The organism is Nocardiopsis nanhaiensis (genome assembly GCF_054778635.1).
The window spans coordinates 100,368-112,625 of sequence record NZ_BAAGZJ010000014.1; the positions used below are offsets into that span (position 1 = coordinate 100,368).

Annotated in this window: 10 protein-coding genes; 7 read left to right on the forward strand and 3 right to left on the reverse strand. The window is 69.8% G+C overall.

Translation table 11 applies throughout. The features are described 5' to 3' along the window. Positions 1-46: 46 nt before the first annotated feature. Together ACYVD1_RS09475 and ACYVD1_RS09480 are read left to right on the forward strand one after the other, a co-directional pair. A complete protein-coding gene (locus tag ACYVD1_RS09475; protein WP_460770413.1) occupies positions 47-973 on the forward strand; it encodes a phosphotransferase family protein in 927 nt (308 codons plus the stop codon). A 52-nt stretch (positions 974-1,025) separates the two neighbouring features. After that, a complete protein-coding gene (locus ACYVD1_RS09480; protein WP_460770415.1) occupies positions 1,026-1,745 on the forward strand; it encodes a methyltransferase domain-containing protein in 720 nt (239 codons plus the stop codon). Positions 1,746-1,749: 4 nt separating this feature from the next. On the opposite strand, the gene ACYVD1_RS09485 is transcribed toward ACYVD1_RS09480, so the two are convergent. Both ACYVD1_RS09485 and ACYVD1_RS09490 read right to left on the reverse strand, forming a co-directional pair. Beyond that, positions 1,750-2,046 carry a hypothetical protein gene (locus ACYVD1_RS09485; protein ID WP_460770417.1) on the reverse strand — a complete coding sequence of 99 codons (297 nt, stop codon included), beginning with the start codon at positions 2,044-2,046 and terminating at the stop codon, positions 1,750-1,752. A 63-nt stretch (positions 2,047-2,109) separates the two neighbouring features. Then, on the reverse strand, positions 2,110-3,324 hold the full coding sequence (locus ACYVD1_RS09490) for an acyl-CoA dehydrogenase family protein (protein ID WP_460770419.1): 1,215 nt from the start codon (positions 3,322-3,324) through the stop codon (positions 2,110-2,112). Between the two features lie 231 nt (positions 3,325-3,555). Here ACYVD1_RS09490 and ACYVD1_RS09495 point away from each other — a divergent pair, with 231 nt between their 5' ends. Both ACYVD1_RS09495 and ACYVD1_RS09500 read left to right on the forward strand, forming a co-directional pair. Next, the gene (locus ACYVD1_RS09495; RefSeq protein ID WP_460770421.1) at positions 3,556-4,698 is read left to right on the forward strand and encodes an acyl-CoA dehydrogenase family protein; all 1,143 of its coding nucleotides are present in this window, start codon (positions 3,556-3,558) and stop codon (positions 4,696-4,698) included. A gap of 152 nt (positions 4,699-4,850) precedes the next feature. Continuing rightward, on the forward strand, positions 4,851-6,680 hold the full coding sequence (locus ACYVD1_RS09500; RefSeq protein ID WP_460770424.1) for an AMP-dependent synthetase/ligase: 1,830 nt from the start codon (positions 4,851-4,853) through the stop codon (positions 6,678-6,680). Between the two features lie 17 nt (positions 6,681-6,697). Here the strand turns inward: ACYVD1_RS09500 and ACYVD1_RS09505 are convergent, their stop codons facing one another. After that, complete coding sequence (locus tag ACYVD1_RS09505) at positions 6,698-7,546, reverse strand: LLM class F420-dependent oxidoreductase (RefSeq protein WP_460770428.1); 849 nt, start codon at positions 7,544-7,546, stop codon at positions 6,698-6,700. Positions 7,547-7,804: 258 nt separating this feature from the next. Between ACYVD1_RS09505 and ACYVD1_RS09510 the strand changes: the two genes are divergently transcribed. The 3 genes from ACYVD1_RS09510 to ACYVD1_RS09520 all read left to right on the forward strand — a co-directional run bounded on the left by ACYVD1_RS09510 (position 7,805) and on the right by ACYVD1_RS09520 (position 12,195). Beyond that, a complete protein-coding gene (locus tag ACYVD1_RS09510) occupies positions 7,805-8,620 on the forward strand; it encodes a winged helix-turn-helix domain-containing protein (protein WP_460770431.1) in 816 nt (271 codons plus the stop codon). Between the two features lie 297 nt (positions 8,621-8,917). Further along, entirely contained in the window at positions 8,918-10,000 is a 1,083-nt protein-coding gene (locus ACYVD1_RS09515; protein ID WP_460770434.1) for a LacI family DNA-binding transcriptional regulator, read from the forward strand. A 770-nt stretch (positions 10,001-10,770) separates the two neighbouring features. Continuing rightward, positions 10,771-12,195, forward strand: a complete 1,425-nt coding sequence (locus ACYVD1_RS09520; RefSeq protein WP_460770437.1) for an HNH endonuclease signature motif containing protein — start codon at positions 10,771-10,773, stop codon at positions 12,193-12,195. The last annotated feature ends 63 nt before the right edge of the window (positions 12,196-12,258 follow it).

The following is a 12,258-nucleotide window of genomic DNA, read 5'->3' on the forward strand; positions in this document are numbered from 1 at the left end:
CCAGCGAGCACGGGGGGTGGCGTGGTCGGGACCCTAAGCTGTCGGCATGCTCGACCGGCCCCTGTTCGACAGCGCCCGTGCCTACGCCGGGCGCCTCGGCGACACGGATTTCTGGCTTCCGTACGCGCGGGAGGCGCTGTCCCGGTGTGGACTGAGCGACCCGTGCCTGGCCAGCGGGTTCGAGGGCACCTATCCGACCCTCGTCGGTCGGCGCTGGGTCGTGAAGCTCTTCGGCCACTTCGGTGACTGGCGTCGGTCGGTGGAAGCGGAATCCGCCGCTCACCGGGCCCTCCAAGGGGGAGGTGTGGACCTTGCGCCGGGTGTCGTGGCCAGCGGTGACCTGTTTCCCGGCGAGCGCGATCCCTGGCCGTTCCTGATCTCCGAGCGGCTCAGCGGGCAGGCGTGGCGCGACGCCGACCTACCCCGCGATGTGCGCCATGCCGTCGCGGCCGAACTGGGCACACGGATCCGGGAGGTGCACCGGTGCCGTGTCCCGGAAGGACTCCGGGTGCGGGACGACTGGCTCGCCGGGAGCGGGGCCGGCGCCGCCGAACGCCACCGGGCGTGGGGAACGCTGCCACCGCACCTGGTCGAGGAGGTCCCCGGCTATCTAACCGGCTACCGCCCGGCGCCGGTGCGCCTCGTGCACGGCGACCTCACCGAGGATCACGTCTTCGTCGATCGAGACAGCCTGACGGGAGTCATCGACTGGGGCGACGCGATGGTCACGGACCCGTTCTACGAACTCGCGCCGCTGCACATGAGCACCTTCGGCGCCGATCCTGAGCTGTTGCGGAGCTTCCTCGACGGGTACGGATGGCGCATCGGCGCGCGGTTGCGCACGCACGCCATGCAGGTGGTGCTGATGCACGAGTTCGACCTGTTCGCCGAGGCGGACGTGCCCTTCGCCCGGTACCGATCGCTCGACGCGCTCGCGGAGGAGATCTGGCCGCTCCCCGAGTCGGGCGCCTGACCGGGGTGAAAACCTGTTGCCGGACGGTGGATGCGCGGCGACACTGCGCGGTATGTATTCGGACGACGACGCCGCTGCCCTCTACGACGTGCTCAACCCCTGGGCGCCCTCAGACGACTTCTACCTGGCCCACGTCATGGCCGCTGAGGCGGTGCTGGACGTGGGGTGCGGGACCGGGATGCTGCTGCACAGGGCCAGGCGGGAGGGGCACACGGGGAGGCTGTGCGGGATCGACCCCGACACCGCCGCGCTGCGGCGGGCGCGCGCCCGTACGGACGTGGAGTGGGTCGAGGGCAGGGCCGTGGACATCGCTTGGAAGGGCGAATTCGACCTGGCCCTCATGGCGAGCAACGCCTTCCAGGTGTTCGTGACCGACGCGGAGCTCCGGGACTCCCTCGCCGCGATCCGTTCCGCTCTGCGGGTCGGCGGGCGGTTCGTGTTCGGTACGCGAAACCCGGCCGCCCGCGGTTGGGAGCGCTGGGCCCCGGAGAACGCCGCCGAGGTCGTGGACCACGCAGGACGGGAACTGCGCTGCGAACACCGGGTGGAGTCGGTGGCGGACGGGGTGGTCGCCTTCACCGAGACCACCGCCACCCGTGACGGTGGGCCGCTCAGGGTGGACCGCGCCGTCCTGCGCTTTCTGGACGCGCCGGGTATCGACCTGTTCCTGGTCGGAGCCGGGTTCGAGGTGGCCGAACGCTATGGGGACTGGCACCGTGGGCCGCTGACCGACGCGAGCCGCGAGATCGTTACCGTCGCCCGCGCCGTGTGAACGCCTACCGTTCCGGCCCGGATTCGGTCTCCGGGGTTTCCCCGCCGGTGCCTTCCTCCTCGGCGGGCGCCTCGGGAGAGGCCTCTTCGGCTGTCGCCTCGGAAGGGGCCTCCTCGGAGCCCTCCGGCCCCCAGCCGGTCGGGTACTTCCTGCCGTCGGGCTCCTCTTCCCAGTACTCGGGTGAACGGACGGCGTCCTCCGCCTGGCGCTGGACGACCCTGAAGACGCCCAGCACCAGGAAGATGATCGCGATGGGTACGGCGACGGCGAGCAGCGGGCCGAACGTGGGCAGTTCGAACACGGGCCTCACCTCCTGGCCCTGAGCCTCCCCGTTCACCTGGGGGTTCACCCGTGCTCGGCCGGGTCAGCGGATGGGCAGGCCGGTGATGCTGCGGCCGATGATGAGCTTCTGGATCTCGCTGGCGCCCTCGAAGATCGTGTAGATGGTGGCGTCGCGGTGCCAGCGCTCCACGGGGTACTCGCGGGTGTAGCCGTTGCCGCCCAGGATGCGCAGGGCGTTCTGGGTGACGAAGGTGGCGGTCTCCGAAGCGTAGAGCTTGCTCATCGACCCCTCGGCGTTGGCGAACTCCTTGTCGTTGCGGGCCATCCAGGCGGCGCGCCACACCAGCAGACGGGAGGCGTCGATGCGGGTGGCCATGTCGGCCAGCTGGAAGGCCACGCCCTGGTTGTCGCCGATCGGCTTGCCGAACTGTTCGCGCTGGACCGAGTAGTCGCGGGCGTACTCGTAGGCGGCGCGGGCGGTGCCCACCGCCATCGCGCCCACGGTGGGCCGGGTGGCCTCGAAGGTCTTCATGGCGGCCTGGCCCTTGGAGCGCTTGCCCTCGCGGGCGCGGGCGATCCGTGCGTCGAGCTTCTCCTTGCCGCCGAGGAGGCAGGAGCCGGGGACGCGGACGTCGTCGAGGACGACCTCGGCGGTGTGCGAGGCGCGGATGCCGTGCTTGCTGAACTTCTGGCCCTGAGAGAGGCCGGGGGTGTTCGGCGGGACGATGAAGGAGGCCTGCCCTCGGGAGCCGAGGTCGGGGTGCACGCTGGCCACCACCACGTGGACGTCGGCGATGCCTCCGTTGGTGGCCCAGGTCTTGACGCCGTTGAGCACCCACTCGTCCTTGGCCTGGTCGTAGACGGCGCGGGTCTTGATCGCGGACACGTCGGAGCCGGCGTTCGGCTCGGAGGCGCAGAAGGCGGCCAGCTTGATGTCGCCGGGGGTGCCGAACATCTGCGGCGCCCACTCGCCGACCTGCTCGGGGGTGCCGGTCGCGCTCAGCGAAGCTGCGGCAAGGCCGGTGCCCATGATGGACAGCGCGATGCCCGGGTCGCCCCAGAAGAGCTCCTCGAGGGCGACCGGGATACCGATCCCCGACTCGTCGAACGACTGGGTGGCGAGGAAGTCCAGGGAGTACAGCCCGATCTTGGCGGCCTCCTCGATGACCGGCCAGGGGGTCTCCTCTCGCTCGTCCCACTCGGCGGCGGCGGGGCGCATGACGTCCTTGGCGAAGCCGTGGCACCACTCCTGGACGGCCAGGAGGTCGTCGGAGAGCTGGAGGGAGAAGTCGGACATGGGGATGGCTCCTTGGGGGTCGGCCAGTGGGTGTTACCGCCGGTTACCCGTCGGTGTTACCCATGAGTAGCATCCAGGTTTCCGAACTGTCCAGGCTGCGGGCCTCCCGTGCGGGGTGGTCGCGGCGTAGGGTCGGAAAACGTCGGGTGCCCGCCCGGGGAAAAGGACGATGGTGCATTTATTCCCCGAATTCACCCGCAGAAAGCGCGCATTCCTCAGGGGAGGCTCTGGATGAGACGGGACGTCTACGACGCCGAACACGAAGCGTTTCGGGAGGCCGCGCGGGTCTTCCTGGAACGCGAGGTCCTACCCCACCGGGAGCGCTGGGAGGAGGCCGGGGTCGTGGACCGCGGCGCCTGGCTGGCCGCGGGGCACCAAGGGCTCCTCGGCATGGCGGTCCCCGAGGAGTACGGCGGCGGGGGAGAGCCCGACTTCCGCTACAGCGCGGTCCTGGCCGAGGAGTTCGCCGAGGCCGGCTCCACCGGCCTGGCCCTGAGTCTGCACAACGACGTCGTCGGCCCCTACCTCACCGATCTGGCCACCAAGGAGCAGAAGGACCGGTGGCTGCCCGGGTTCTGCTCCGGCGAGCTGATCACCGCCGTCGCCATGACCGAACCCGGTACCGGTTCCGACCTGCAGGGCATCCGGACCCGCGCCGAGGACCAGGGCGACCACTTCCTGCTCGACGGCGCCAAGACCTTCATCTCCAACGGCCACCTCGCCGACCTGGTCATCGTGGTCGCCCGCACCGGTAGGGAAGGCGGCGCCAACGGGCTCAGCCTCCTGGCCGTCGAGCGCGGCATGCCCGGCTTCGAGCGCGGCCGCAACCTCGACAAGATCGGCCAGCACGCTCAGGACACCGCCGAACTCTTCTTCGAGGGCGTGCGCGTGCCAAGGGAGAACCTCCTCGGTGACCTGGACGGGGGCTTCGGCCACCTCATGTCCCACCTGCCCCAGGAACGCCTGGCGATCGCGGTCAGCTCCGCCCGGGGCGCCGAGCGCCTGGTGGACCTGACCACGGAGTACGTGAAGGACCGGGAGGCCTTCGGCCGACCGCTCGCCAAGCTCCAGCACGTGCGCTTCGAGATCGCGGAGATGGCCGCCGAGTGCGCGCTCGTGCGCAGCTTCGTGGACCAGTGCCTGCGAGCGCACGTGCGGGGCGAACTCGACACCGCGCACGCCTCCATCGCCAAGTGGCAGGCCACCGAACTCCAGAAGCGCGTGGCCGACCGGTGCCTCCAGCTCCACGGCGGCTACGGCTACATGCGCGAGTACCCGGTGGCCCGGGCCTTCGTCGACGGCCGCGTGCAGACCATCTACGGGGGAACCACCGAGATCATGAAGGAAATCGTGGGGCGCGCGTGGCTGGCGTGACCGTTCCGGGGAGTTTATCGCGGGCGTGTCGGCAAGGGGCCGGAGAGTTTCTGCCAGCGCATCACAAAGCGGACTGATATTCGCAGAAAAGGGAAAATGCTAGGCTCCGGTGTGTCCTAAGTCACACCCGAGGAAGCTGCCCAGGAGTACACATGACCTCCGTTCCCGGCACCGCGGACGACCCCACGAACCGCACCCTTCCCGAACTCCTCCTGCACAACGCGCGCAACTACCCCGACCACCCCGCCCTCTCCTGGCGTGAACCCGGGGCCACCGACTGGACCACCCTCACCTGGGCCGAGACCCGCGACCGGGTCGCCGAGCTCGCTGAGGGCTACGCAGCCTTGGGCGTGCGGCCCGGCGACCACGTCCTGCTGATGATGGGAAACCGGCCCGAACACCTGCTCTCCGACATGGCCATGGTCCACATCGGCGCCGTGCCCACCACCGTCTACTCCACCGCCGCCCCCGAACAGATCACCTACATCTCCCGGCACTGCCGTGCGCGCCTCGCCGTCGTGGAGGACGCCGCCGTGGCCGCCCACTGGGAGAAGCTGCTGACAGACCCCGAGACACCCCTCGACGAACTCGTCGTCGTCGACGCACCCGAACCCGAGCGCGGCCACACCCCCTACACCGCGCTGACCGACCAGGGCCTGACCGGTGCCGCACCCACCGAAGCCTTCGCCCGGTGGCACGACCTCACCCCCGACCACCTCGTCACCGTCGTCTACACCTCCGGCACCACCGGAGACCCCAAGGGCGTCGCCATCACCCACCGGCAGGTCCTCGCGCAGGCCACCTCCCTCGACGCGGCCGTGGACCTGCCCGACCACCCCAGCCACGTCTGCTACCTCCCGCTGGCCCACATCGCCGAACGGCTGCTCTCCCTCTACCTGCCGCTGTTCCGCGCCTCGCACGTGTGGATGTGCGCCGACCCCACCGCCCTGGCCGGAGTACTGCCCGAGGTCCGTCCGCCGCACTTCGTCGGGGTGCCGCGTGTCTGGGAGAAGCTCGCCACGGCCGTGCGCGCCTCGCTCGCCGCCCTGCCCGAGGAGATCGGCGCCGCGGTCGACGACGCCCGGGGGGTGGCCAGCGAGTACGCCGCGTACCGCGAACGCGGGGAGGAGGTCCCCGCCGAACTGGCGGAGCGCTACCAGGGCGTCCGGGACGCCGTCCTGGAGCCGCTGCTCGCCAAGCTCGGCCTGGACCGGGTCGTCCTGCCCTCCAGCGCCTCGGCGCCCATGCCCATGGAAGTGCTGCGCTTCTGGGCCTCGCTCGGGATCGAGATCATGGACGTGTGGGGGCTCACCGAGTCCGTGGGCGTGGCCACCCTGAACAACCCCGCCGAGGGCCGGTTCCGGCTCGGATCGGTGGGACGGCCCGTCGACGGCGTCCAGATGCGGGTGGCCGAGGACGGCGAGGTGTTCCTGCGCGGCCCCTCGATGTTCCAGGGCTACCTTCAGCCGGACGGCTCGACGGACGCGGCCGTGGACGGCGGCGGCTGGCTCGCCACAGGCGACGTGGGCCGGGTCGACGAGGACGGCTTCCTGTGGATCACCGACCGCAAGAAGGAGATCATCGTGACGTCGGGCGGCAAGAACGTGTCGCCTGCCCTGGTGGAGAATACCCTCAAGGAGCACCCGCTCGTCGGGCAGGCCATCGCACACGGCGACGACCGCCCCTACCTGGTGGCGCTGGTCGTCCTCGACCCCGAGATGGCCCCGGTCTGGGCGCGTTCCCAAGGGATCGACGCCGAGGGGGACGCCCTGGCCGACCACCCCGAGGTCGTGGCCGAGATCGAACGCGCGGTGACCGCGGCCAACGGCCGCCTCAACCGCGCCGAGCAGGTCAAGCGACACCGGCTCCTCACGGGGGAGTGGGGGCCGGACACGGGTGAGCTCACCCCGTCGCTCAAGCTCCGCCGCCGCGTGGTCGTGGACCGCTACGCCAAGGAACTGGAGGCCCTCTACCAGGACTGACCCGCCGGGAGGCCAGGTCAGCCGGTGAGCTCGGGGGCCAGCCGCGCGAGGCTGCCGAGCAGACCGCACTCTCCCGCCAGGGGCTGGGCCACGACGTGGTCCGCGCCCGCGTCCAGGTGCGCGCGCAGCGCGGCGGCCACGTTCCGCGGGCTGCCCTGCGCCACCACGGCGTCGATCAGCGCGTCGCTGCCGCCGTCGGCGAAGTCGGACGGGGTGAAGCCCAGCCGCTCCAGGTTGGCCCGGTAGTTGCGGATGTCCAGGTAGAACGACATCCCCTGCCGGGCCGCACTCCGGGTCCGTTCCGCGTCTTCGCCCAGGACCAGTTTGTGCTCGGGGGCCAGTAGCGGCCCGTCGCCCAGCACCCCGCGCGCCGTCCGGGTGTGGGCCGGGTTGACCAGGTACGGGTGTGCGCCCGCGGCGCGTTCGGCGCTCAGCCGGAGCACCTTCGGGCCCAGCGCCGCCAGAACCCTCCGGTTCACCGGTACGCCCTCGTCGTCCAGGAGGTCCAGGTACGCGCGCATCCCCGCCATCGGTCGGACCGCCCCGGCGCCGTCGACCTCGCGGTGCCCGGCCCCGACCCCCAGCAGGAACCGGCCGGGGTAGGCCGACTCCAGGCGGCGGTAGGCGTCGGCGACCTCCACCGCGGGTGCCGTCCAGATGTTGACGATCCCGGTGGCGACCGCGAGCCGCGACGTCGCCGCGAGCGCCGTGGCCACCGGCTCCAGGTCGGCCGTGGGGGAGCCGCCGATCCACAGCGTCCCGTACCCCAGGCGTTCGATCTCCGCGGCGACGTCCTCGTTGACGTCGTGCTGCGGGAGCCACACCCCGTAGGCTCCGAGACCGACCGGTGTCGCGTCCAGACTCATGGGTCCCTCCCTCGCTTCCCCGGGGATCCTGTCGGCCCCCTCGGTTCCCACCCCTCCGTCCCCAACCTAGAGCGGCCGGGAGCGCGGTGACAGGAGCGCCTCGCCCCCAGGACGGGAAACCGTGCCCTGGTTTGGAACCGCGGCCCGTGCAGGGCTGCGTTCTGCCCGGACCCCTGTCCAACCGGGAGCCACGAAGTATCCTGCGAGGGCAGCCCTAGTCCCCCCGAGGGTTCCCCCTCGTCCCCCTGGAGACGTCGCATGTGCGCGTATTTCCTTCCGTCCGAAGAGCCCGACCAGGTCGTCACGGTCCAACAGGACTACGAGAGCGACACCCCCATGGACACGCACCACCTGGAACCGGGCCAGTCCCGGATCTTCGGCCGCGGTGGCCAGAACCGCGACGTGGACGTGCGGGTGGCCGTCGGGGACCGGGCCGTGTCCAGGCTGGCCGGGGACATCGTGTCGTACGGCGACCACTGGCGGATCAGCAACCGCAGCAAGAGCAAGTCCTACATCGTGGAGAACACCGAGCGCCTCGCCGGGTTCCTCCAGGTCCCGCCGAGCACCTACGGCATGCTGGTGCCCTTCGAGACCTCCAGGGTGCTCATCCCCGGCTCCGAGGGTGAGCACAGCTTCCTGGTGATGGCCCCCGCCGCCTGCAACGGCGTCATCGTCCCCGGCATCGACCAGACGATTCCGGGCACCGACCCGGGCGACCCCGAAAGCGAGCACACCGACGCCGCCAGCTTCCGGATCGACCGGTGGCACACCTACTACCGGGTGCTGGTCGCCTTCTGCGAGCCCCGCCTCCGCGCCGCCCGCCACGGGGCCGCCGTCTCCGGATCCGCGGTCGACCCGACCCAGCAGCAGGTGGCCGACCGGGTGGGCCTGAAGAAGTCGGCCGTCAACGCCCACGTCGACTACCTGCTCAAGACCAAGTTCCAGATCGAACCCGAAGAGGTCCGCCAGGGGAGGGACTGGCGCTCACAGCTGCTCATCGACAAGGCGCTCCAGTTCGGGGTGGTCACCAAGGACGACCTCTCCCTCCTGGCCGAGGGGAAAGGCAGTCCTTAGGTTGCGGTCCTCGGGCTTGGGCGGCGCGCCGGCCCGTCCACGCCGTGGCCGCTCCGGGCCGAGTCGCATGGGGTTCCTCCGTGTCGAAGACGTGCGGGACGCCCTGCCTCAAGTAGGTCGAACCGCTTTTACAACGTGGGAAATTCGACTGAGACAGATGACAGTACGAACTCCCGACCTTGTCCAGAGCCCGAAGGGAAACTTGTTCACCTCAGGCTGATGTGGGGGTTGCTGGCCTGTAGGCCGAGCTGGCTTGTCAGTACGGCTGGGCAGACGGCGCTCTCGTGCTGTATAACGATGGAAAGTACGGCGGCCCTGGGCATGATCCGGCGGCCCAGGGAGGGGGAACGAGTGGTCATCAGCCTCAAGGACGTCGCGCAGCGAGCGGGGGTGTCGGTCAAGACGGTGTCGAACGTCGTCAACGGCTACCGGCACGTCACCCCCGAAACCCGCCAGCGTGTCCAGCGGGTCATCGACGAACTCGGATACCGTCCCAACCTCACCGCCCGACACCTGCGCAAGGGCCGGACCGGGATGATCGCCCTCGCCCTGCCCGAACTCGGCAACCCGTACTTCGCCGAGCTCGCCGACGCCGTCATCGAGTACGCAGGCGGCCTCGACTACATCGTCCTGCTCGACCACACCGGCGGCCGCCGGGACCAAGAGGTCCTCTTCGCCCAAGGCTTCCGTGCCCGGGTGATCGACGGGCTCATCCTCAGCCCCATCGAGCTGGAGAACGAGGACCTCCTCGCCCGAGGCAGCGACGCCCCCTTGGTCCTGCTGGGGGAGAGGGAGTACGAAGCCCCCTACGACCACATCGCCATAGACAACGTCGCCGCCGCCCGCACCGCAGCCGCCCACCTCGTGGAGCTGGGTCGGGAGCGCGTCGCCTTCCTCGGTGCCCGCCACGGCCGGGCCCGCCAGACCGCCCACCTGCGCCTACAGGGTTGGCGCGAGGTCATGACCGAGAACGGCCGCCCCACCAGCGAGGAGTTCGTCGCCGTCACGGACGGCTACACCCGCGAGGACGGCGCCCAGGCCATGGCCCGCCTCCTCGACTCAGGCGTCCGCCCGGACGCGGTGTTCTGCTACAACGACCTCGTCGCCATCGGTGCCATGCGCACTCTCACCGAACGCGGCCTGCGCATCCCCGACGACGTCGCGGTCGTCGGCTTCGACGACATCGAGGACGGCCGCTACTGCGCCACCACCCTCACCACCATCGCCCCCCACAAAAGGGCCATCGCCCGGGCCGCGACCGATGCCCTTCTGGAAAGGTTGGCCGCCGGGGACGACAAGGCCTTCGAACCGAGGAGGCTGCAGCCCGGGTTCGCACTGGTGGCGAGAGAGAGTACTGTGGGAAGGCCCTACCCGAGCTGATTGAACTCCCCAGGTCTGCGCCGATTGTTGGGGCGTTGATTCCGGTCGTGGTGTTCTTGTTGGGATGGGTTTGTTCTTGGTGTGGAGACCCCTTGTTGAGTCGGGGTTTTCCTTCCGGGTTGGGGTTCCCTCCTTTCCCGCCGCGTGATTGTGGCCGTCTCCGCTGCGCGCCTCAAGGTCGTCGCCGTCGAGCGCTTCGCGCGTCAACGGCGCTCCACCTTGACCCGCTCCGCTACGACGGCGGGTTGGCGGCTATCGGGAAAGGGGGACGCGTGGTCGAGGTCCGAGCGGGACCAACACGGCCTTCGGCCGAACCCCTCGGGCTTCGCCCGACCCCTCGGCCTGGCGGCCGATGCCTGCCCCTGCGCCGGAGCGTTGCCGCCTGAGGGTGTCGCGGCCGGTCACTGTGGGCAGCGAACCCCGAACAGCGAACGGCACGGCCTGCGGCCGGTGGTCCACTGCGCCGGAGCGTTGACGGGTCGGGTGTCGCGGCTGGTCAATGTGCGCGGCGAACCCCTCCCGACGGGCCTTTTCCCGATGATCTTGCCACCAGTAGCAATTTCGGCGCCGAGATTGTTACTGGTAGCAAGATCATTCCCATTCGGGTGTGCATATGTCCGCTTTGCCTAAGAATGCGAACAGGGGTGGCCGCGTCCCTTTTCCTGGGATTATTTCTTCGGGGGACGGAAAGGCGGGTCGGGGTGGCCTGGTAAGGGTATTACCACTCCCGGGATAGGTCCTTTCTGAGCCTTTCTTGATATCCTGGTGGTATGACTTCTTTCGGGCAGTTCGGGAATGCGGCGGGAAACACCCCCGCCGTGGCCGCCATGGGTGCTGCCCGGGGAAAGATCGCTTCGGAAATGGCGGAGGTGCCCCCGACGGGTGCGGCCGGTGAGGTCCTGGATGTGATTTCTCAGGTGTTCGAGGACTTCGATCGGGCCCAGCTTTCGATGCTGCTGCGGCTGGCGCAGCTGGAGGCGGCCGGGACGTTGTTGGGGGCGGGTGGGCAGCGGTCGGTGCAGAACTGGCTGATCCACTCGGTGGGTATGGCCCCCGTTGAGGCCAACGGGCGCGCCGAGCTGGCCCGCCGGCTCTTTGCTCAGGAGTTGCCCGCCACCCGCGAAGGCCTGGACTCTGGGTTGCTGTCCATCGGTGAAGCGGTGGCGGTGTGCAAGGCCGCCGATAAGGCGGTGGGGGCGCGCAACACCGGCCGCTACCCGGATGCTGGCCTCTTCCGGCGGATGATGGAGGCCGGGATTTTGGCTTCCAAGGCCAGGGAGCCGTCGATGTCGACCTCCGACATCGCCCGGCTGGGCCGGGAGCTGCTGGCCCAGTACAACCCGGCGGTGGTGGAGGAGCAGTACCAGGCCGCCTTCGACGCCCGTGGTGCGCGTGTGGTGCGCACCTTTGATGGCACTCACCTGTTCGAGGCCTGGGGTCCGGGTGAGCACGCCGAGGAGTTCCAGTGCGTGCTCAAGGCCCACGAGGTGGAGTATGACCCTGAGAGGCTGCACGTGTCGGCTTCGGAGCGGATGTATGACGCGTTCATGAACCTGGTCCGGTCCGCCCAGAACCCCACCGAGAGCGCCGGGGGTGCCGAGGGGCAGGCCGAAGACGGCAAGGGCGGCAAGGGCGGTCAGGGTCGCAAGCGTGCTGCGGTGGCGATGATCAACATCATGGTGCCCCTGCCCACCTTCCTCGGCCTCCAGGGCGAAGACGGCCCGGCTACGGGTGCGGGGCCTGCGGTGACGCAGGATGGGCAGGTGGTCTCCATGGCCGCGGTCCGTGCCCTGGCCCCCAACAGTGTGCTGCGTCGGATGATCACCTCCCCCAAGGGTGACCGGGTGTTGGACGTGGGCCGTACCCAGCGCGATGCCACGGGTGCTCTGCGGGATGCGGGGATGTTCGGTCACACCACCTGCGCCTGGTACCAGGGCTGCAACTTCCCGGCCAGCGGGTCGGAGGCCGACCACAAGATCAGCTTCTCGGCCGGAGGGTCCACCAGCGCGGACAACATTCAGCCACTCTGCTCGGACCACAACCGGCTCAAGTACCGGAGGGAGACCAACCCGGAGGCCTCCATCTGGCAGGGTCGTCCCTCCCACCGCAACCGCAACAACAAGGGGGAGGCCCCGGACGGGGACCCGGAGCCAGCCCAACCCCCTTCCTGGAGTCACGGTCACCCTCGTTTTTGACTCCAACTAGGGGGTTCACCACACACCGGTACCACTCGAGACCGCCCCGGTGTTTCGCGCTGC

Bases quoted from the DNA above. Each gene is read 5' to 3' on its own strand.
- ACYVD1_RS09475 (WP_460770413.1), top strand. From the start codon at position 47: ATGCTCGACCGGCCCCTGTTCGACAGCGCCCGTGCCTACGCCGGGCGC.
- ACYVD1_RS09480 (WP_460770415.1), top strand. From the start codon at position 1,026: ATGTATTCGGACGACGACGCCGCTGCCCTCTACGACGTGCTCAACCCC.
- ACYVD1_RS09490 (WP_460770419.1), bottom strand. From the start codon at position 3,324: ATGTCCGACTTCTCCCTCCAGCTCTCCGACGACCTCCTGGCCGTCCAG.
- ACYVD1_RS09495 (WP_460770421.1), top strand. From the start codon at position 3,556: ATGAGACGGGACGTCTACGACGCCGAACACGAAGCGTTTCGGGAGGCC.
- ACYVD1_RS09500 (WP_460770424.1), top strand. From the start codon at position 4,851: ATGACCTCCGTTCCCGGCACCGCGGACGACCCCACGAACCGCACCCTT.
- ACYVD1_RS09505 (WP_460770428.1), bottom strand. From the start codon at position 7,546: ATGAGTCTGGACGCGACACCGGTCGGTCTCGGAGCCTACGGGGTGTGG.
- ACYVD1_RS09510 (WP_460770431.1), top strand. From the start codon at position 7,805: ATGTGCGCGTATTTCCTTCCGTCCGAAGAGCCCGACCAGGTCGTCACG.
- ACYVD1_RS09515 (WP_460770434.1), top strand. From the start codon at position 8,918: ATGGAAAGTACGGCGGCCCTGGGCATGATCCGGCGGCCCAGGGAGGGG.
- ACYVD1_RS09520 (WP_460770437.1), top strand. From the start codon at position 10,771: ATGACTTCTTTCGGGCAGTTCGGGAATGCGGCGGGAAACACCCCCGCC.